Source organism: Mucilaginibacter corticis, assembly GCF_007558865.1.
GTDB lineage: Bacteria > Bacteroidota > Bacteroidia > Sphingobacteriales > Sphingobacteriaceae > Mucilaginibacter > Mucilaginibacter corticis.
The window spans coordinates 197,873-217,459 of record NZ_VLPK01000003.1 but is presented as its reverse complement, the minus strand read 5'-3'; the positions used below and the strand labels follow the sequence as shown (position 1 = coordinate 217,459).

Annotated in this window: 19 protein-coding genes and 1 other RNA gene; 8 read left to right on the top strand and 12 right to left on the bottom strand. The window is 41.8% G+C overall.

What is annotated here, in order from left to right:
* Window positions 1–70 precede the first annotated feature (70 nt).
* Complete coding sequence (locus FO440_RS16230; RefSeq protein WP_186292704.1) at window positions 71–1,264, bottom strand: pyridoxal phosphate-dependent aminotransferase; 1,194 nt, start codon at window positions 1,262–1,264, stop codon at window positions 71–73.
* A 235-nt stretch (window positions 1,265–1,499) separates the two neighbouring features.
* On the opposite strand from FO440_RS16230, the gene FO440_RS16225 reads away from it, so the two are divergent.
* From FO440_RS16225 to FO440_RS16210, 4 genes are read left to right on the top strand one after another with little or no spacing between them, the layout of a single operon-like run.
* Window positions 1,500–2,471: a cation diffusion facilitator family transporter gene (locus tag FO440_RS16225; protein ID WP_144249790.1), complete on the top strand. Its 972-nt coding sequence runs from the start codon at window positions 1,500–1,502 to the stop codon at window positions 2,469–2,471.
* A complete protein-coding gene (locus FO440_RS16220; RefSeq protein ID WP_144249336.1) occupies window positions 2,471–2,911 on the top strand; it encodes an NUDIX domain-containing protein in 441 nt (146 codons plus the stop codon). The genes FO440_RS16225 and FO440_RS16220 overlap by 1 nt, the downstream gene beginning before the upstream one ends.
* Window positions 2,908–4,173 carry an adenosylmethionine--8-amino-7-oxononanoate transaminase gene (gene bioA / locus FO440_RS16215; protein ID WP_144249335.1) on the top strand — a complete coding sequence of 422 codons (1,266 nt, stop codon included), beginning with the start codon at window positions 2,908–2,910 and terminating at the stop codon, window positions 4,171–4,173. The genes FO440_RS16220 and bioA overlap by 4 nt, the downstream gene beginning before the upstream one ends.
* 24 nt (window positions 4,174–4,197) lie before the next feature.
* The gene (locus tag FO440_RS16210) at window positions 4,198–4,806 is read left to right on the top strand and encodes a hypothetical protein (RefSeq protein WP_144249334.1); all 609 of its coding nucleotides are present in this window, start codon (window positions 4,198–4,200) and stop codon (window positions 4,804–4,806) included.
* A 142-nt stretch (window positions 4,807–4,948) separates the two neighbouring features.
* Here FO440_RS16210 and FO440_RS16205 read toward each other — a convergent pair whose 3' ends face one another.
* The 9 genes from FO440_RS16205 to FO440_RS16165 form a co-directional block, all read right to left on the bottom strand.
* On the bottom strand, window positions 4,949–6,226 hold the full coding sequence (locus FO440_RS16205; RefSeq protein WP_222104001.1) for a DNA polymerase Y family protein: 1,278 nt from the start codon (window positions 6,224–6,226) through the stop codon (window positions 4,949–4,951).
* Window positions 6,227–6,346: 120 nt separating this feature from the next.
* The gene (locus FO440_RS16200; protein ID WP_144249333.1) at window positions 6,347–7,726 is read right to left on the bottom strand and encodes a sigma-54-dependent transcriptional regulator; all 1,380 of its coding nucleotides are present in this window, start codon (window positions 7,724–7,726) and stop codon (window positions 6,347–6,349) included.
* Between the two features lie 368 nt (window positions 7,727–8,094).
* Window positions 8,095–8,739 (bottom strand): START domain-containing protein, encoded by a 645-nt coding sequence (locus FO440_RS16195; RefSeq protein WP_144249332.1) that lies wholly within the window; start codon window positions 8,737–8,739, stop codon window positions 8,095–8,097.
* A gap of 150 nt (window positions 8,740–8,889) precedes the next feature.
* An RNA gene (gene rnpB, locus FO440_RS16190) (RNase P RNA component class A) lies at window positions 8,890–9,281 on the bottom strand.
* A gap of 179 nt (window positions 9,282–9,460) precedes the next feature.
* Window positions 9,461–9,880: a c-type cytochrome gene (locus tag FO440_RS16185; protein WP_144249331.1), complete on the bottom strand. Its 420-nt coding sequence runs from the start codon at window positions 9,878–9,880 to the stop codon at window positions 9,461–9,463.
* Window positions 9,877–10,527 carry an SCO family protein gene (locus tag FO440_RS16180; protein WP_144249330.1) on the bottom strand — a complete coding sequence of 217 codons (651 nt, stop codon included), beginning with the start codon at window positions 10,525–10,527 and terminating at the stop codon, window positions 9,877–9,879. The genes FO440_RS16185 and FO440_RS16180 overlap by 4 nt, the downstream gene beginning before the upstream one ends.
* 2 nt (window positions 10,528–10,529) lie before the next feature.
* Window positions 10,530–10,937: a lipoprotein gene (locus FO440_RS16175; RefSeq protein WP_144249329.1), complete on the bottom strand. Its 408-nt coding sequence runs from the start codon at window positions 10,935–10,937 to the stop codon at window positions 10,530–10,532.
* A gap of 72 nt (window positions 10,938–11,009) precedes the next feature.
* Window positions 11,010–11,468, bottom strand: a complete 459-nt coding sequence (locus tag FO440_RS16170; protein ID WP_144249328.1) for a DinB family protein — start codon at window positions 11,466–11,468, stop codon at window positions 11,010–11,012.
* Window positions 11,469–11,471: 3 nt separating this feature from the next.
* Window positions 11,472–12,035, bottom strand: coding sequence for a methyltransferase family protein (locus tag FO440_RS16165; RefSeq protein ID WP_144249327.1), 564 nt, complete (start codon window positions 12,033–12,035; stop codon window positions 11,472–11,474).
* A gap of 289 nt (window positions 12,036–12,324) precedes the next feature.
* On the opposite strand from FO440_RS16165, the gene FO440_RS16160 reads away from it, so the two are divergent.
* Entirely contained in the window at window positions 12,325–13,677 is a 1,353-nt protein-coding gene (locus FO440_RS16160) for a GH1 family beta-glucosidase (protein WP_144249326.1), read from the top strand.
* On the opposite strand, the gene FO440_RS16155 is transcribed toward FO440_RS16160, so the two are convergent.
* Together FO440_RS16155 and FO440_RS16150 are read right to left on the bottom strand one after the other, a co-directional pair.
* Entirely contained in the window at window positions 13,642–15,771 is a 2,130-nt protein-coding gene (locus FO440_RS16155) for a tetratricopeptide repeat-containing sensor histidine kinase (protein WP_186292703.1), read from the bottom strand. The genes FO440_RS16160 and FO440_RS16155 overlap by 36 nt on opposite strands.
* Before the next feature lie 72 nt (window positions 15,772–15,843).
* A complete protein-coding gene (locus tag FO440_RS16150) occupies window positions 15,844–17,025 on the bottom strand; it encodes an acyl-CoA dehydrogenase family protein (RefSeq protein WP_144249324.1) in 1,182 nt (393 codons plus the stop codon).
* Window positions 17,026–17,108: 83 nt separating this feature from the next.
* On the opposite strand from FO440_RS16150, the gene folB reads away from it, so the two are divergent.
* The 3 genes from folB to FO440_RS16135 are packed head-to-tail and all read left to right on the top strand — an operon-like array spanning window position 17,109 to window position 19,542.
* Window positions 17,109–17,477: a dihydroneopterin aldolase gene (gene folB / locus FO440_RS16145; RefSeq protein ID WP_144249323.1), complete on the top strand. Its 369-nt coding sequence runs from the start codon at window positions 17,109–17,111 to the stop codon at window positions 17,475–17,477.
* Between the two features lie 22 nt (window positions 17,478–17,499).
* Complete coding sequence (locus FO440_RS16140) at window positions 17,500–18,906, top strand: FAD-binding oxidoreductase (protein ID WP_144249322.1); 1,407 nt, start codon at window positions 17,500–17,502, stop codon at window positions 18,904–18,906.
* Window positions 18,907–19,542 carry an MgtC/SapB family protein gene (locus tag FO440_RS16135; protein ID WP_144249321.1) on the top strand — a complete coding sequence of 212 codons (636 nt, stop codon included), beginning with the start codon at window positions 18,907–18,909 and terminating at the stop codon, window positions 19,540–19,542.
* The last annotated feature ends 45 nt before the right edge of the window (window positions 19,543–19,587 follow it).

The following is a 19,587-nucleotide window of genomic DNA, read 5'->3' as shown; positions in this document are numbered from 1 at the left end:
ACATTTACTTAAAAACAAGAAAGCCGCTTTGCAATTTGCAAAGCGGCTTTCTTTATGCTTGCGCTATCGATTAAGATAATTTTGCCAAAGCAGCTTTGATTCTTGCCATTGCTTCAACCAACTTTTCTTCAGAAGCCGCGTATGACATACGGATGGATTTTTTGTCGCCAAATGAATCACCACCTACCGTTGATACATGTGCTTCTTCTAATAAGTATATACTCAGTTCGTCGGCATCATTAATGGTTTTGCCATTGTAGCTTTTGCCAAAATAATAAGTAACATCAGGGAAGAAGTAAAACGCGCCATCAGGCAGGTTTACTTTAACACCATCAAGCTCGCTCATTAATTTATATACCACGTCGCGGCGTTTTCTAAAAGCTTCGCGCATTTCTAATACGGTTTCTAATCCGCCCTCGTAAGCAGCGATACCTGCACGCTGGCTGATAGATGAAGTACCAGACGTGATCTGTCCCTGTAATTTATCGCAGGCGGCAGCGATCTCTTTATTTGATGCTGAGTAGCCTAAACGCCATCCGGTCATAGCAAATGCTTTAGACCAGCCGTTAATAATAACAACGCGATCTTTTACGCTTTCAAATTGGGCTATAGACTCATGTTTATCAACAAAATTGATGTGCTCATAAATTTCATCAGATATGATATAGATCTCAGGATATTTTTCAAATACTTTAACCAGGCCTTCTAATTCGGCTTTGTTATATACACTGCCTGTTGGGTTACAAGGCGATGAAAATAAAAATACTTTTGTTTTAGGCGTAATTGCGGCTTCTAACTGCTCTGGGGTTATTTTGAAATCCTGCTCAACGGTAGTATCAATAAAAACGCTTTCGCCTTCTACCAATTTTACAACTTCAGAATATGATACCCAGTACGGGGTAGGGATGATCACCTCGTCACCCGGATTTACCAGGCAAAACAAAACATTGGCTATTGATTGTTTAGCACCGGTTGAAACAACGATCTGGCTGAAATCATAATCCAGTCCATTCTCGTTCTTCAACTTGGCAGCAACAGCTTTACGCAGTTCAGGATATCCCGGTACCGGGGTATAATAGGTGTAGTTGTCATCCATTGCCTTCTTAGCGGCTTCCTTAACATGCTTGGGAGTATTAAAATCCGGTTCGCCAAAGCTAAGGTTGATCACATCAATACCTTTAGCGGCAAGTTCGCGGCCCATTTTGGCCATTTTAATTGTAGCTGATTCTGACAGGTTGTTGATCCTGTTACTTAATGCACTCATAGTTGTTTTTTTTATTATCGCGGCAAATATATGAAATAAGGTGATTAGAGATTAGTTAATTAGTGATTAAGATTGAAGATTAAAGATTGGTAATTTGCGACTGGAGTTGGAATTAAATTAGACAGAATACGGCCTGACCGGACTAGTCTTTAATCTTCAATTAACCAATCTTAGGTAAACTAATCTTCACCTTTTATATTTAAAAAACCTAAATTTGGCGCTTAATAAAGCTGCTTTGCAAGAACAGAAAAAGATAATCCTGATTTCGCTGATCACCGGCATTGTATTGATGCTGGCCAAGTTTACCGCATACTTTTTAACCAACTCAAACTTTGTACTGACTGATGCCGCCGAAAGCGTGGTAAACGTAGTTGCCAGTTCGTTCGCGTTTTTTAGTATTTATCTATCATCACAACCACGTGACGAAAACCACCCGTACGGGCATGGTAAGGTTGAGTACTTTTCTGTCTTTATCGAGGGGACACTGATCCTGATAGCAGGTTTGGGTATCATTGTAAAATCAATTGATGGCATTGTTCACCCCAATGTTATACATGACTTGATGGTCGGTGCTGTCATCATTGGCATTACGGGTGTAATTAATGGTGCATTGGGCTATTATATGATTCGGAGGGGTAAATCTATCCCTTCTATCACTATCGAGGCTGACGGCAGGCACCTGCTGACTGATATGGTTACCAGCGGCGGATTGGTAGTTGGCTTGTTACTGATCAGCTTTACAAAAATTGCTTTATTGGATAGTATTTTATCTATACCGGTAGCGCTGTTCATCATATTTACAGGATATAAGCTGGTCAGGAAATCGGTAGGTGGGTTAATGGACGAGGCTGATTTTGACGTGGTAAATAATGTCGTTCAGTTTTTAAACGATAAGCGACGTAACGAGTGGATCGATATCCATAATTTTCGTGCGCAAAAGTATGGTAATGAGCTGCATATCGATTGTCACCTTACATTGCCTTATTATTTCGATCTGAACCAGGTGCATGAGCAGGTATCCATGGTAGATAAGCTGATAAATAGCGAGGTTACAAAAACCGAGCTGTTTATTCATGCCGACCCTTGTTTACCTGATTGCTGTCATTATTGTAATATGACTAATTGCCCGGTCAGGACCGAGCCTAAAACCGAGGATATAGCCTGGACAATGGACAGAGTGATCCGGAACAAAAAACACTTTGAATAATGTATCAATTTAATGTGCGTGTTTATGGCTTGCTGATAAACGATCAGCAGGAAATACTGATAAGCGATGAGCAGGAATACGGCATGCAGTTTACCAAATTCCCGGGCGGCGGCTTAGAGTACGGCGAGGGTATGACTGAAGGCTTAAAACGCGAATTTGTTGAAGAATGTAATGCCGAAGTAGAAGTGATCAGTCATTTTTATACAACAGATTTTTTTGTAAAATCGGCTTTTAATGATTCGCAGATCATCAGCGTTTATTACCTGGTGAAAAATATAGCACCTTTGGATCTGGTTATAAAAACAATTCCGTTTGATTTTGATGGCGAAGGAGATGTATTACAGTCCTTCCGCTGGATAAAATTGCAGGATCTGAAAGAAAGTGATTTTACTTTCCCGATTGACCAATATGTTGCAAAACTTTTAATAGATAAGATATGAGCCTGGCAGAACGTGATTTAAAAGTAATATGGCACCCTTATACCCAAATGAAAACCGCTGGTATGCCTATACCAATTGTAAGGGGAGAAGGTGCTTACCTGTTTGACGAGAACGGCAAAAAATATATTGATGCCATATCGTCCTGGTGGACAAATATTCACGGACACGCGCACCCTTACATCGCTAAAAAAGTAGGCGAACAGTTGCTACAGTTAGAGCACGTAATTTTTGCCGGCTTTACGCATCCAAAGGCAATAGAACTGGCAGAACGATTACTGGCAATTATACCCAACAACCAAAAGAAAGCTTTTTATTCTGATAACGGCTCGACAGCTGTAGAAGTAGCCATTAAAATGTGCCTGCAATATTGGAGTAACCAGGGCCGTACACGTACCAAAATGCTGGCTTTTAAAAACGCATATCACGGCGATACCTTTGGAGCCATGGCGGTAAGCGGACGCAGTGCTTTTACCGCGCCGTTTGACACCTTATTGTTTGAGGTTGAGTTTATTGATCTGCCGGATGCAGATAATATCGAAAGCCTCAAATCTCAAATCTCAAACCTTAAATCACAGTTAGCCTGCTTTATTTTTGAGCCGCTTATTCAGGGTACTGCAGGTATGGTAATGTACGAGGCACAATACTTAAACGAGTTATTGGCCCATTGCCGCAAAGAAAACGTACTGAGTATTGCCGATGAGGTATTTACCGGGTTTGGGCGTACAGGTAAGCCGTTTGCTACAAGCCATATCAGCGAACAGCCTGATATTATGTGTTTTTCAAAAGGCCTGACAGGCGGCACAATGGCTTTGGGATTGACAACCTGTACCGAAGATATCTTCAACGCTTTCTTGTCTGATGATAAACTAAAAACACTTTTTCACGGGCATTCATTTACTGCTAACCCGGTAGCTTGCGCTTCGGCTCTGGCAAGTATGGATTTGTTTTTAGATCCGGCGACAGCCGAAAATATGGAGCGGATAAAAAACGCTCATACTCAATTCGGTGAACGGGTTAAAAATCACCCGAAAATAAAAACCGTGCGTCAGATAGGAACTATTATAGCAATGGAATGGGAGACAGGCGATAATACTTCTTATTTCAGTTCGCTGCGCGACAGGTTGTATTATTACTTTTTAGATGCCGGTATTATTTTGCGCCCGCTTGGCAATATAATTTACATTTTACCTCCATATTGCATTAGCAACGCCGACTTGGATTACATTTACAGCAAAATTGAGCAGGCGCTGGACGAAATTTAGCAGGGCTGATTAATTATAGAACTTATGAGCTTAAACAAAATACTACCGACAATAATAGCTGATAACCAATTACATGCACGCTGGTTAAATACCTTATCCTTAATGGAAAATACCGGCGCACGCAAGATCTCGGCCAGCGAAGACCCTACTACGGTTACCTACATCATATTAAAACATGCGGCCGAAGAGCACCGCCACGCTTTTTATTTAAAAAAGCAGATAGAAAAGACGGGAAAAGAACTTTGTCCAACCTATGCTGACGAATACCTGGTGGCTTCAAACTACAGCAAATACTACCTGAATATGCTGGATGTGGAAGTATGTCGGTATTTGAAGAGAGAATTACAGTTAACAGGTAAAGAGCTGCGTTTTGCCGCCTATCTTTTGGTTACTTATGCCATTGAAGTACGCGCTGATGAGCTTTACCCGATCTACCAGGACGCTTTGGATAGTGCAGGCAGCAAGATCAACGTGAAATCTATCATACTTGAAGAAGAAGGCCATTTAGAAGAGATGATCAATCAGCTTAAACAATTCTCGCCGCAATGGCAATTGCATGCAGATAAAGCCGTTGAAATGGAAACCCGATTATTTAATGACTGGGTGGTAGCATTGGATGGGGAAGTAAATTAATTATACTCAATTCAGCGAATTAAGGGGCTTAATTCATTCAGTATTTATAAAGTTAAGTAAATCTGTATAAGTTTCTTATTTATAATTGTTTATAAATATCTTATTGAAGTTTAAATTGATCTGCAGATTCGCTTTTGTAGGATCATTTTTTATAATCCAGTTCCGTTAAATCCTTAACAGATCCAAACCCGATCACATCCTTTATCACTTTGCCATCCGTCATTTCAATAGCGCGGATCAATTTATCAGAGCCAAATTTATCCTTGATCTCATGCATGGTCTTTAGCGCGGTTTCCTTGCGGTCCATATCTTCAAACAGGCTGTAAAGCATATTGCCGTTGTTTACAAAGTTGGTAACACCAACGCGCATCTGGGTGATTTCAGTATTAAAGATATGCCCGGTGTTATGCAATTTTTCAAACTTGTCAACTCTTAACCGAATCATGCGCATCAAGCTGATGGCGTCTTGTACAGGTGTAGTAACGGCAAAGGCATCGTCCCAGCGGGTACCATCATCATAACGTGCAGTAAACCCTACCGACTTACAATAAAACTTATGCTTAACCATGCGCTTTTCAAGCGTGAGGCAAAGCGTCATAAACAACTGGTCGATATAATTAATATGCTGTCTTTTTTCTTTCGAGATCTGTCGCATGGCTTGCATACCACGGTAATCATGCGCAGCTATATTGGTTTCAATAAAATTAAGGCGATAATGCCAATAGATACCCTCAATGCCTTTAAAGATAGCTTTTAACTTGTCGGGGCCGGCGTAACGCATTTCCAACGGTGTTTTGATCCCGGCACGTTCAAGACGGTAACTCATATTGGCGCCAATGCCTGGCATATCGCCTAATTTAAGGGGCCGTAATATCTCATCAATATTTTGATGGGTGATCATCAGCAAGCCATCCAATTTTTTACCACGAACCGAGCCGAGTTTAGCTAAAAATGCATTAGGCGCAATACCTATCGAGCATGTTAACCAATCGCCAACTCTTTCTAAAATAGCACGTTTTATTTGCTTTGCAATTGTTAAAGGGTCAAGGTGCGGGTAATTGGTAAGGTTAATAATAGCTTCATCAATGCTTTTAGCTACAACATCCTTTGAGTACTCAAGCAATAGGTTAATGATTTTTGTATGGTATTCGCGATAGCGGGTAGGATTACTCTCTACCGGCACCAGGTCAGGGCAAACAGCCATGGCATCGTTTAAACGCATCCCGGCCTTCAGGCCTCGTTCTTTTGCCTCTGTTGATAATGAAATAACGCACCCGTATTTGCCTGTGTAAACACAAACGCCTACAGGCCTGTTGCGCAGCCAGTAGTTGGCTTGCTGCTCGCACCGGGCAAAATAGCTGTTCATATCAATAAACAGCACCCGCGATTCGGTCTTTACTTCAACAGAGTTTTGATTCACATAGCAAATTTGCTAAAAATATTAGTAAAAGCAAATTTAATAAGGATAATGTTGAGATATAAAAAGAGGTGCCCTGATATATCGGGGCACCTCTTTAATAATTAGAATGATAAGTGCGATTTATGACTCGCCACGCTTCAACCCGTATTTTTCAATTTTACTGTACAAGTGGCTGCGCTGTATATCGATATCGTCAGCGGTTTTTGATACGTTCCAGTTGTTCTTTTCCAACTTGAATTTAATGTATTCGCGTTCGGCAAAGTCCTTATAGTCCTGGAAGTTTTTAAACTGGTTGTAATCAGTTTGCGGTGCGGCTGCCTCTGCCGTTGCGGCGACAGGCGCAGATGGGTTAGCAAACGATTTTACGTCATCTTCAGTAATAGTCTTATCGCTTAATATGATCAAACGCTCAACCATATTGCGCAGCTCACGGATGTTACCCGTCCATGGCTGGGCTTTAAGCGCCTCAAGTGCCCCGTCCGAGATCTTTTTAACCGGCATGCCATAGTCATTACAGATTTCCTCTAAGAAGCTTTGTGTAAGCAGGCCGATATCGTCCTTACGTTCGGTCAGCGGCGGTACATGGATCAGGATCACGCTTAAGCGGTGGTAAAGGTCCATACGGAAGTTACCGGCTTCGATCTCTTTTAACAGGTCTTTGTTTGTTGCTGCTACTACGCGTACGTCTACATCAATTTCCTTTTCGCCGCCTACCCGGGTTATCTTGTTTTCCTGTAGTGCACGCAGTACCTTGGCCTGTGCAGACAGGCTCATATCGCCGATCTCATCCATAAAGAGCGTACCGCCCGATGCTGACTCAAACTTACCTATGCGCTGTTTGATAGCCGAGGTAAAAGAGCCTTTCTCATGCCCGAACAATTCGCTCTCTATCAGTTCCGATGGGATGGCCGCGCAGTTAACCTCTATCAACGGCGCGTTTGAGCGGTTTGACTTTTCGTGCAGCCAGCGAGCCACAAGCTCCTTACCGCTACCGTTCGCGCCGGTTATCAGCACGCGGGCATCAGTAGGGGCAACACGTTCAATGGTTTCCTTGATCTTGGCTATCGGGGTCGAGTCGCCAAGTATGGGGCGCACCTTTGATACTTTGCGCTTAAGTACCTTAGTTTCAACAACAAGGCTGCCGCGGTCTAAAGCGTTACGTACGGTTATCAGCAGGCGGTTAAGATCGGGTGGTTTTGAGATAAAGTCGAATGCGCCTTTCTTACTGGCCTCAACCGCGGTTTCAACTGTGCCATGGCCCGATATCATGATGAAAGGAAGATCAGGCTTAATGATCAGGCCTTCGCTTAACACTTCCATGCCATCCATGCGGCTCATTTTGATGTCGCATAGTACAAGGTCATAATCATTTTTGCGGATCAGTTCCAGCCCGTCGATGCCGTTATCTATATCTTCAACTTCGTAGTCTTCGTATTCAAGTATTTCGCGCAGGGTATTACGGATAGCGCGCTCATCGTCAATTATTAAAATTTTGGCCATGTGTTGTTCAGATAGTCTGTTGTAATAACGTTTACTAATATAATAGATGTATAGGAAACTAAACACTTTTTGGCGCGACTTGTTTTACGCTGAAACGTTATTTTTTCATTTTATGGCACAGGTTAAACCGGAACCTCAACACAATGCCCGCTCCGCGCATGCTGTTTGCCTGGTTTAACCAGGTGTACCAAACTGAATGTGTCCCGGTGATACCCATTGATACACCTGTTTTTTTAAATAGCTGACAATTAACAAACTAACTTTGTTAAATTGCTTTCATGATACAGTTTGGCACAGATTTATCGACTTTTTTCAGTATAAATCAAGGACAAATAATGACAATATAGCGCCACCATTTATTAATTAAATTAATTGGTGATAAAATCAAGCTTAGCATTTTTGTAAACCGGTTTTTGCAGCACTACCTTTAGTTTTCTGAAGCTCTGTAAAGGCCCTTCGGTTACAAACAGGTTGATGAGCCAGGCAGGCAGGCTGCCACCCGGATCGGCATGGAGGGTGTAAACAACTTTTATCTTATCTTTTCCCAGGGGGCTTAACAGCCATTGGCCGTTCGAGTCGGTCACGCGTACTATTTTGGGTTTTACGGGCACCATATCGGCCAGGCAGGGGGCATCAATACTGACTGTTTTAGTAGTTGGATCCTGACTTACTTTCAAGTGGGCAATAAAATCACGGTTAGTGATGGGCCAGGGCATTTCAACCAGCGAATAATAATATAATTCCTGCGGGGATACCTGTTTGATCACATAGCTGGTGCTTACGTGATAAAGCCAGTCTTCGCCATTCTTTATATCTATCAAAACCGCTGTCATTTGTGTAAGCGAAGCATCAAGCGTACACTCTACTTTTATGGCTTTGATCTTTGAGTTTTCAACCTCGCGGGTATAGATCTTTACGCCATCGTCGGTTTTTTTCAGATCCCAGTTACCACCAGTTTGTGCAAGGGCGCAATTGGCAAATAATAAAAATAGAAGGATTAGTTTTTTGAACACAAGTACAAATGTGAACAAATAATATTTTAGAGCATAACTTAAAATTAACGTTTAGGTTATAGGAATGTAATATTACTATAACAACCTATTTTACAGGCCTGGTTGTTGTGGGGCTAACAAAAAACGCCCCCTCCAAACGGAAGAGGCGTTGTACAGCAGCAAATCTGTAAGCCGGGTTCTGTATCGCCCCAATAGCTATCGGGACGGCTTCTATCATTAATCTGGCCCTGTCGTTGCCGGCAGGTTCAATCAACCTACCCATCTTGACGGCCCCGGTTGCCCGGGACAGGAAACGAGCCGCTTCACTTTCAAGACCTATTTGGTTTTTCAACTCCTGAGGTTTACCGCAATCCCGGTCGCCCGGAAAAGCCGTGAGCTCTTACCTCACGTTTTCACCCTTACCCTTACAGGCGGTATATTTTCTGTGGCACTTGCTGTCGCCGGCTGCCGGCGCCTTCCCGTTAGGAAGCAGGATGCTCTGTGTTGCCCGGACTTTCCTCCGTCCCGATAGCTATCGGGACAGCGATAGAACGTTTTGCGCTATAAAGGTAGGGTTTTTAGTCGGAAAGTCGGGAAGATAAAGCGGAGGACTTGTGTGATTCCCCTCTTGTCCGTAGGACTCCTATGGAGAGAGGGGTGTAGGGGTGTGTCCTTTTGCGCGGTTAACACACCCCTGCAGCCGCACATACTTACGCGCCCCCTCTCAAGAGGGGAACTAAAATCATTTACACTTATCCAGATCATAACTTACCTGCTGTACCGTAACAACGCCCATTTTATTACCGAACGAATTGGTTATATAAGTAAGTACTTCGGCAATTTCAATAGGGGCAAGATCCATGGCAGGCATATTGCCTTCGAATGGTTTTTTGTTGACGATAAGCAATTTCTCCTTTAAGCCGTATTTAATAAAACACGGTAAAGAGGCCTTATTTGCTTTCAAAAAAACAGAATCAGTAAGCGGTGGCATTAAAGCAGACAGACCTTCTCCGTTTTTACCGTGGCAGTTTTGGCAACTATTTTGGTAAACTATGCTGCCCGTAGTATAATAGCGTTTAAAAGTGATCTCGTCATCGGTCTGGCATGAAAAAAATAACACACCCAGCAACAAACAGATAACGCTTATTACCTTTAATTTCATTTGCCGCTAATTTGATCAGGTTCGGCCTTCAAGGTTTTGATATCGGCTATCAGCTGTTTAACCTGGTCGGGCAGGGTGCCGTCATACGTACCTCGGATCCGTTTTTGTTTATCTATCAGCAGGAAATAGCCATCATGGATAAACAGTTGCTTAGCGTCCTCCTCTGGCCTGCGCACCAGGTAACTTTCTGATAGTTTGTAGATCTCGTCTTTCTTGCCCTGCAATAGCCACCAGGTATTACCGGCAATACCCAGCTTGTCTGCATATTGCTTTAAGACATTAACACTATCATGCTTAGGGTCAATAGAGTATGAAATTATTTTCACACCCTTTTCGCTCTTAAAAGCATCATAAACAGTCAGCATATTACGGTGCATAACCGGGCAGATGGAAGGGCAGGTGGTAAAGAAAAAATCGGCTACATAAATGTTGTTATCCAGGCTTTTATTGGTGATGCTGTCGCCATACTGGTTAACCGTTTTAAACGCCGGGATGGTTTGGTATACGGTGTCAGTTTCGGTTTTGCCGTCTACCGTTTTTGTTACGGGTGTGCGGTTGCCATAAATAGGCAGCGTGGTTTGCGCTGTATTAAATTTGCAGGCACTATAAGTTAGAACAATAGCAATGGCCCCAATTAATTTCTTCATCGCTACTTTTTAAATGGTTTTAAATATTCGGCAGACTCAGTAACCGCGCTTTTAACTACCGAATCTATCGCTTTAACCTGTTTCTTTTGCTCTGACAGGTAATTCATTATTTCTGTATGCGATTTTCCTTTTTGTGCCGCGTCAAATTTATTCATCCAGTTGCTCATTGAACTGTCGGCTTTGTTTAACCGGCCTACCAGGTCTTTGATCCTGGCTTTTGCTTCTTCGTTCTTAGCGATGTTCATCAGGGTATCCAACTTCATTTTATTGTGCATCAGTTGGTCATCATAAGTCATTACGCTATCGTGGATCTTAATCACGTCATCTAAAATGGCTTTTTCCTGGCTTTTAGGATCATTACAGGCGGTTAGTGCCAAAGCGGCAAATGCAAACAAAAATATCTTTCTCATAAAAATTATAGCAGTATCATGTCGGCCTCAAAATTACATCAATACGGCCTTATTACTATGGCCGGCGATTAATTAATTGCGGATAAAATGGATATAATCTGTAGCGGGCAGCCGTTCAACACCTACAAGTTTAAGTTGCTGCCCAATTTGCGCGCGGTGATGTGTGCCATGGTTGGTAACCTGGGTTATCATATCCACCAGTTTATCAGAAAATTCAACGCCGGCTGTTGTTTTATAGGTTATTGTTTTATCGAAATCGTCATCATCAGTCGTGTTTAAATAGGTGATCCAACGATTGTGGTTATCGGCCAATACTTCTTCAAAGGGAATGGTCTCTGCTTTTGGGAAGATTTCAACCTCGGGCGCGGTAGAATATTCGCAACGCGCCAACCAGCGCTGCTGCGCGGCCAGCAAATGGCCAAATAACAAGATGGATTGCTGCGGGTTACCTGTTGACCTGATTGCTTTTAAAATTAACTGATTAGCATGCAGGTCATATTGAAATAAACGGGTGAAATAATCTTTCATCATAATTTAATAAATACCGGGAATTAAACGTGCTGTAGTTTTTGTGTATTGTATGTAATCAGCGCCAAATTCGATTATCAAGGCTTTTTCTTCAACCTGTATGCGGTAAATTAAAGCAATGAACGTTGGGATAATAACTACAATGCAAGATAGTATACTGGCCTGGCACAACGCTATACTGCAAATGATCATCATTAAACCTAAATAACTGGGGTGGCGTACTATTTTGTATAACCCTGTGGTTTTTAATTTATGCTGACTGCTGATGGCGACATCTACCGTAAACATTTTACCCAGTTGTAAAATGGCTGTCCACCTGATAATAAAACCAATGATAGCTACGGCCAGGCCAATATCCATTACCAACCTGGCATCAGGAAACGGCCAGATACCAATTATTGCAATATACCCGCCTAATGCGATACAGCCTGTAATAGCTATCCAAAGGTATATTAATGACCGGTTGTCCGCTTGGTTTTTAGAAGAGCCTTTTCTTGATCGTTTCACCAGCAACAATATAATTTCTGATAAGCCAAATATTTCTGCGATCTGGTAGTATGAAATATGCATTAATAGGTTTGTTTTTGTGCCTAAAATAGTGATTATTTAAGCATAATCAAGGTTTATCGGCTTAACAATAACATAATGTTAACGTCATTATAAACATACACTGGCGGCGTAAATTAGTAGTGTACATAAATCAATCTGTTATGAAATTCATAGTCAATTTATTCAACAGCTTACGTGAGTGGATGATCTTAAAAAGCATGAGATCTTCTTTTATTCACTAATTTATTTTTGCTACTGTTTCTTTTATAAAATTATAATGCACAATTTGGGCGTTGCGTAGCTCAATTTAATGAAATCTAATATTCAGGATACACCACTTAACAAGCAGCTTTTTGGCGAGGACTTTATCTGGGGCGTATCAACCGCTGCTGTCCAAATTGAAGGTGCACATGATACCGACGGGAAAGGTGAGTCTATTTGGGATGTTTTCTCTGCTCAAAAGGGTAAAATATTAAAAGGCCATCACCATTACGTAGCTACAGACTTCTACAATCGTTACCAGGACGATATAGACCTGATCAAACAGCTTAACATTCCTAATTTCAGGTTCTCTATTGCATGGGCGCGTATTTTGCCAGACGGAACAGGGAAAATTAACCAGGCCGGTATAGATTACTATAACCGCGTTGTTGATTATTGCCTTGAGCAGGGGGTAGAGCCCTGGCTTACCTTATATCATTGGGACCTGCCGCATAAACTTGAGCAACAAGGCGGCTGGACTAATCGCGCGATAGTAAACTGGTTTAGCGAATATGTAACCGTTTGTGCCAACGCCTTTGGCGACAGGGTTAAACATTGGATGGTAATGAACGAGCCGGCGGTGTTTACAGGTGCCGGTTATTTCTTTGGGATCCATGCACCAGGGCGTACAGGTATAAAAAGCTTTTTACCGGCTATTCATCACGCTGTATTGTGTATGGCCGCAGGGGGGAGAAAATTGCGCGAGATTTTGCCGAATGCGATAATAGGCACTACGTTTTCATGCTCACACATTGAACCTTATTCTGACGGGCCAAGAGATGTAGCCGCTGCCGTACGAGTAGATGCCCTGCTTAACCGTTTGTTTATTGAACCGGTATTGGGCCTGGGTTATCCATTAGAACTGACGGTCTTGTCAGGTATGGAAAAATATATCTTACCCGGTGATATGGACGGTGTAAGATTTGATTTTGATTTCATCGGTCTGCAAAATTATACCCGCGAAATTGTAAAGTATTCGTTTTTTACACCTTATATCCATGCCAGCTTGGTTAAAGCTGAAAAAAGGAAGGTGGCCACAACCGCGATGGGATGGGAGGTTTACCCGGCTTCAATCTATCATATCTTAAAAAAATACAATCAATACCCGCAAATTAAAAAGATCTATCTTACCGAAAGTGGTGCCGCTTTTGCTGACGAGGTGATCGATCAAAAAGTTGACGACCCGAAACGTGTAGCTTACCTGCAGGAATATTTAGGGCAGGTTTTAGAGGCAAAAAACGAGGGCTGCAAGGTAGATGGTTATTTTATATGGACGCTCACTGATAACTTTGAATGGGCGGAGGGTTATAATCCCCGGTTTGGAATTATCTACGTTGATTTTGAGACGCAGCAGCGTATAGTAAAATCATCCGGCTTGTGGTATGCCGCGTTGTTGAGCTGATTTTGTCTGCTTGCCGTTTTTGCCGGGGAGAGGCAGGCTGATATAAAATATAGTGCCCCTGCTGCTGCTGTCAAACCAGATCTTGCCGTGCGATTTTTCAATGATCTGTTTACAGATAGAAAGCCCCAGCCCAAATGATTTCTCGCCCGCTGTGCCCGGTCTTTGCGCTGTAGTAAACATATTAAATACCTGGTCTTTCATTTCGTCAGGGATGCCTATGCCGTTATCCAGTACCGATATGATTATATTAACGTTTTCCTGAACAACTTTTACAAATATCGGTGCGCCGTCTGGGCTAAATTTTATGGCATTACTGATAAGGTTGCTGATTACCCGCCAGATCTTTTCACGGCTTATTAATAATTCAACAGGGCTTGATAAAGGTTCAAAAAATATTTGCTGGTCTTTTTCTGACGCTTTAAAGCGCAGTAGCTCGACACTTTTGTTAACCAATGAATTGATCTCAACAGGCTCGGGCTTTAATTCGAGCGCGTTTACATTTGTTGCCTCTAATATTTCATTGATCAGCTCAAGCGAATTATAAGACGTTTCTTTAACCAGATTGATCATTTCCCTTTGCTCGTCCGTACAATCTTCATCTGCCATTACAGATATTAATGCCGCTATACCGCCTATTGGGTTACGCAAGTCATGCGCTACCGTACGCAATATCCGGTCTTTCTCCTGGCTGTTTAACTTAATGTCATTAAGGGCTTTTCCAAGCTCTGCATTTTGATTGTTGATCTGTTGATTCAGCAGGTTAACAGTCAATACATCCCTTCGTGATCTTCGCCAGTTACGGTATATCAACATAATGATTATCAGCGCCATTATTGCCACGATAATTATTACGAATAATAATATGCGTTGTATTTTATTATTATCGCTTAACTGTTCAATTTGTTGTTGTTTATCGTAATTATCCAGTTGCTTACTGACGTTGCTTTGTTTTAAAAGGTTTATCCTTTGGATATTAGAATCTTTAACGGTATGGTATACCCGCAGATATTTAAGCCCTTTTGACAAATCTTTTTTGCGGATATAATAATCGCTCATTAAATGGTTCCAATGAATTGCAACATCCGGGTTATTAAAACTAAAAGGCTGTTTACCAATCAAGGTCAATAAGCTAAACAGTTCGGTATCCTGCCTATTGTTGTAATATATCTGCGCTAATTTTGTTTGTGCTATGGCAGCGTCGTTATTATCATACCCGGGCTGTAAATTTATTGCTATGCTTTGTTTTAATAAGTCGGTAGCTTGCTTATAATCACCTTTTGCAGTGTATACTTCGGCTTTATTTCCGTACACCACACCACGCGCCATGTCTAATTGCTTTTTACTGGTTTTAAACTGGCCGGCATTTTCGTTAATTAACGTTAAACATTTATCAAAATATATTAATGCACTGTCTGTCTGTTTGTTACTTTGGTAAGCTAAAGCAATATTATCTATCAATTCTTGCTTATGATAAAAAGTCGCAAAATCATGCGGCTTCATATCATAGTAATTGTTGCTTTTAATGAAGTAATCTTTAGCCAGGCCATAATTCCCCATTTTATAGGTAATCATACCCATCCGGTAAGTATAGTCAGAAAGAACATTACGGTTTAAAGTGTTTTTTCCGATCAGGTAACCCTGGAAAAGATGTTGGTAAGCCTCGGTATATTTTTGTAGTGTAAAGCAGGCATCGCCCGCAGCAAAGTTTGCGGTTACATATAAAGAAGTGTACTGTTTATTGTTTACACTTTGATTGGCAATGGTTAGCAGTGTGTCGGCATATAGCAAAGCTTTTTTACTGTCGTGTACGTATTGCTGGTAATAGATGTAACGAAACCAGTATATGCTAAATTTATCGTCGACGGTTAAATTATCAGCATGATTTACAATTGAATCAAGCAAGTGTATGCCTTCAGCCGCACGGTTTGAATTAAAAAGCGTATCGATATGTCCATCCAACCGTTTATAGTCTGCTGTATTACCATCAGCTTGTGTATCTTTTTGGTTACACGACGTTATGGTCATAAAAGCGAGGGCCAATAACCAGGTGTTACGTATAAACTTAACAAAAAAATATTTCGGTTTACAGATCAATTTTTAGGGTTATAGGTCTCACAAATATAATACTCAAATGGATATTACAGCTATAAGTGTTGTTTAATGTGTCTATTTAAATGCTTCTTCTCCTGTAATATCCAGTCCTGTTATCAGTAAATGGATATCATGTGTACCCTCATACGTAATAACCGACTCAAGGTTCGCCATGTGGCGCATTACCGGGTATTCGCCGGTTATTCCCATGCCTCCTAATATCTGTCTTGCTTCGCGTGCTATGTTTAAAGCTATCTCAACACTATTACGTTTTGCCATAGAGATCTGGGCAGGAGTAGCCCTGTTTTCGCTCTTTAAAATACCAAGCCTCCAAACCAATAACTGTGCTTTGGTTATCTCAGTTATCATTTCGGCCAATTTTTTTTGCTGCAGCTGAAAAGCTGCTATAGGTTTGTTAAACTGCTTGCGCTCTTTTGCGTAGCGTAAAGCGGTATCATAACAATCCATAGCGGCGCCAATGGCACCCCATGCTATACCATAACGCGCCTGGTTAAGGCAACCCAGCGGGCCTTTTAGTCCCGATACATTTGGCAGTAGGTTTTCCTTAGGAACTTTCACATTATCAAACACCAACTCGCCTGTGGCCGATGCACGTAACGACCATTTGTTATGCGTTTCGGGCGTCGAAAAACCTTCCATGCCACGTTCTACAATCAATCCCTGTATTTTACCTTGTTCGTTTTTGGCCCAAACAATGGCAATATCGGCAAACGGCGCGTTCGAGATCCACATTTTAGCGCCGTTTAAAAGGTAATGGTCGCCTGCGTCTTTAAAATTGGTGGTCATGCCGCCCGGATCTGATCCGTGGTCAGGTTCTGTAAGCCCAAAACAGCCCATCAATTCGCCGGTAGCCAATTTGGGCAGGTATTTCATTTTTTGATCCTCTGATCCGTAGGCAAAAATAGGGTACATCACCAGCGAACCCTGTACTGAAGCAGTTGAACGGATGCCGGAATCGCCGCGTTCTATTTCCTGCATAATTATCCCGTAAGCGGTATAGTCAAGTCCAAGGCCGCCGTATTCTGCGGGGATAGTTGGGCCAAATGCGCCAATTTCTGCTAATCCTTTCAGCAAATGTTTTGGAAATTCTGCACGCTGGGCGTAATCCTCAATAATGGGGCTTACCTCTTTTTTTACCCAATCGCGTACGCTTTTACGGATCAGTTTATGTTCATCGGTAAATAATTCGTCCAATTGGTAATAATCCGGCGATTCAAAAAGATCAGTCTTTGCCATGGGATTTTTTTAGGGTGTAAAAACAAATTTAATGAAAGGTTACTTACATTGGATATTTTGTAATTGTTAATTTACTTTTGAGCATGATTATAGCCTTACACGGTGCGGAATTTTTTGCCTTTCATGGTTTTTATCCTGAAGAACAGAAATTAGGAAATTGGTTTGTTGTTGATATTGACGTTGAGTTTACGCCAACTGCCAATATCAGTGACGACGATTTAAACAACTCTGTTAATTATGAACAATTGTATGATATTGCATGCGAGGAGATGAAGCTGACCAAAAAGCTGATCGAAACCGTTGCGCAGGCTATTATCGATGAAATAAAAAATCAATACACATTTGTTGACAGGATACAGGTAAGGGTTAAAAAAATGAACCCTTTGGTGGGCGCGAAAACCAAATATTCGAGCGTTACTGTTCAGTATCCTGCAAATGCAATCAACGCATAGCATCTCCCTGTTTTATAAGTAAATGACCTACAACAAAATAACTGATGATATATTAACCGCAATTAAACAAATTGTAGGTGAAGATTTTGTTGTTACTGAACAGGACGGTTTAGAACGATACAGCCATGATGAAACCGAAGATCTGCGGTATTATCCTGAAGTTGTTGTTAAACCAGCATTTACCGAACAGGTATCTGCATTATTAAAACTTTGTAATGAACACCTTATCCCGGTAACGCCAAGAGGCGCAGGGACAGGGCTTAGCGGTGGCGCGTTACCTGTTATGGGCGGGCTGCTTATAGCCATGGAGCGCTTTAACCGGGTGTTGAATATTGATGAACAAAACCTGCAGGCCACAGTTGAACCGGGCGTAGTTACCGAGGAGTTTATGAACCAGGTAGCAGCTAAAGGTTTGTTGTATCCTATTGACCCGGCAAGTAAGGGTAGTTGTTTTATCGGCGGTAATGTATCGCACGGCTCGGGCGGGCCAAGGGTTGTTAAATACGGCACCATACGTGAATATATCTTAAACCTCGAATTGGTTTTGCCATCGGGCGAGGTGATCTGGACTGGTGCAAACACTTTAAAATATTCTTCAGGATACAATTTAACCCAGTTGATCATCGGATCGGAAGGCACATTAGGGATAGTAACCAAAATAGTGGTTAAACTGATCCCCGCGCCAACGGTAGATGCGTTGATGTTGGCTTCATTTAATTCAAATGATGATGCTTGCCATGCCGTATCAGCTATATTCAGGGCCGGGATCGTACCATCTGCCCTCGAGTTTATGGAACGCCGGGGTATTGAATGGGTAATAAAAAATGACGGAATAGCTTTTGATCTGGCAGAAAAAGACGTGGCTTTTTTACTGATAGAAGTGGATGGAAATAATCAGGACACCGTGTTTACTGATTGCGAAAAGATAAACGCTGTCTTAGAAGGATTTGGCTGTACAAATGTTTTGTTTGCGGATACTGCCACGCAAAAAGAAGAATTATGGCGCATCAGGCGAGTAATGGGGGTATCTGTTAAAGCAAATTCAGTTTATAAAGAGGAGGATACCGTTGTACCACGCGCCGCATTGCCGCAACTAATAAAAGGGATTAAAGAGATAGGGACGAAATACGGGTTTGAATCTGTTTGCTACGGACATGCAGGCGACGGTAACCTGCATGTAAATATTGTGAAAGCAAAAATGAGCGACGAGGACTGGAACACTAAATTAAAAGACGGCATACGTGGAATATTCGAGTTAACCGTATCTTTAGGTGGTACACTATCCGGCGAGCATGGCATTGGCCTGGTGCAAAAAGATTTTATGCCGATAAAGTATTCGCCAATACATTTTGAACTGTGGAGGGGGATAAAAAATGTATTCGATAAAAATTACATATTAAACCCGGGGAAAATATTTAATCAGGAATAAATGGAGTTGCCGCTAAGATTTCAAATAACCGATGAGGATCTTTTAAAAATAGGGTTTGCTGTTTTTTGCGGCGGGTTGTTGGGTATTGAGCGTCAGTATAAAAATAAAACCGCGGGTTTTCGTACCATTATATTGATCACGCTCGGTTCGGCATTGTTTACTATGGTTGCCCAGCAAGCCGGTTTAGGTGTAAATATTAATGTTATTACCGGCATTGGTTTTATTGGTGCTGGTGTGGTTTTTAAAGATAATACCGGTGTAAGCGGCTTAACTACAGCCGCGGTAATATGGGTAGCAGCTGCAATAGGCATGGCTGCCGGTGCCGGCAATTATCCGCTGGCCCTGATCACAACAATAGTTACATTAGCTGTATTGTTGCTATTTTCTTTATTAGAGAAATATATTGATAGGGTACACCATGACAAGCTATTTATAATTGTATTTACCAATACAGATTATGAAAATCTGCATTTGGTTGAAGCTACTGCAAAATCACACCACCTGGTTGCCAAGCGCAGGCAGATTAATAAATCGGGTGATAGCTTACAGGTCACGTTAGTAGTAACCGGTCATAAAAAGCATATTAACAAGTTCGATGAAGAATTACTGCAAATGCCGCAGGTAAGGTCTTTTTAGGCTAAAACGTAGCGCTTTCTTTGGCAGCTATAACATTTGTATCTT

What these genes read in the sequence shown, in the direction of transcription:
- FO440_RS16180 (WP_144249330.1), bottom strand. Translation starts at nt 10,527, where the DNA reads ATGAAGAAATTAATTGGGGCCATTGCTATTGTTCTAACTTATAGTGCC.
- FO440_RS16220 (WP_144249336.1), top strand. Translation starts at nt 2,471, where the DNA reads ATGTATCAATTTAATGTGCGTGTTTATGGCTTGCTGATAAACGATCAG.
- FO440_RS16175 (WP_144249329.1), bottom strand. Translation starts at nt 10,937, where the DNA reads ATGAGAAAGATATTTTTGTTTGCATTTGCCGCTTTGGCACTAACCGCC.
- bioA (WP_144249335.1), top strand. Translation starts at nt 2,908, where the DNA reads ATGAGCCTGGCAGAACGTGATTTAAAAGTAATATGGCACCCTTATACC.
- FO440_RS16210 (WP_144249334.1), top strand. Translation starts at nt 4,198, where the DNA reads ATGAGCTTAAACAAAATACTACCGACAATAATAGCTGATAACCAATTA.
- folB (WP_144249323.1), top strand. Translation starts at nt 17,109, where the DNA reads ATGATTATAGCCTTACACGGTGCGGAATTTTTTGCCTTTCATGGTTTT.
- FO440_RS16135 (WP_144249321.1), top strand. Translation starts at nt 18,907, where the DNA reads ATGGAGTTGCCGCTAAGATTTCAAATAACCGATGAGGATCTTTTAAAA.
- FO440_RS16150 (WP_144249324.1), bottom strand. Translation starts at nt 17,025, where the DNA reads ATGGCAAAGACTGATCTTTTTGAATCGCCGGATTATTACCAATTGGAC.
- FO440_RS16140 (WP_144249322.1), top strand. Translation starts at nt 17,500, where the DNA reads ATGACCTACAACAAAATAACTGATGATATATTAACCGCAATTAAACAA.
- FO440_RS16170 (WP_144249328.1), bottom strand. Translation starts at nt 11,468, where the DNA reads ATGATGAAAGATTATTTCACCCGTTTATTTCAATATGACCTGCATGCT.
- FO440_RS16165 (WP_144249327.1), bottom strand. Translation starts at nt 12,035, where the DNA reads ATGCATATTTCATACTACCAGATCGCAGAAATATTTGGCTTATCAGAA.
- FO440_RS16160 (WP_144249326.1), top strand. Translation starts at nt 12,325, where the DNA reads ATGAAATCTAATATTCAGGATACACCACTTAACAAGCAGCTTTTTGGC.
- FO440_RS16230 (WP_186292704.1), bottom strand. Translation starts at nt 1,264, where the DNA reads ATGAGTGCATTAAGTAACAGGATCAACAACCTGTCAGAATCAGCTACA.
- FO440_RS16200 (WP_144249333.1), bottom strand. Translation starts at nt 7,726, where the DNA reads ATGGCCAAAATTTTAATAATTGACGATGAGCGCGCTATCCGTAATACC.
- FO440_RS16185 (WP_144249331.1), bottom strand. Translation starts at nt 9,880, where the DNA reads ATGAAATTAAAGGTAATAAGCGTTATCTGTTTGTTGCTGGGTGTGTTA.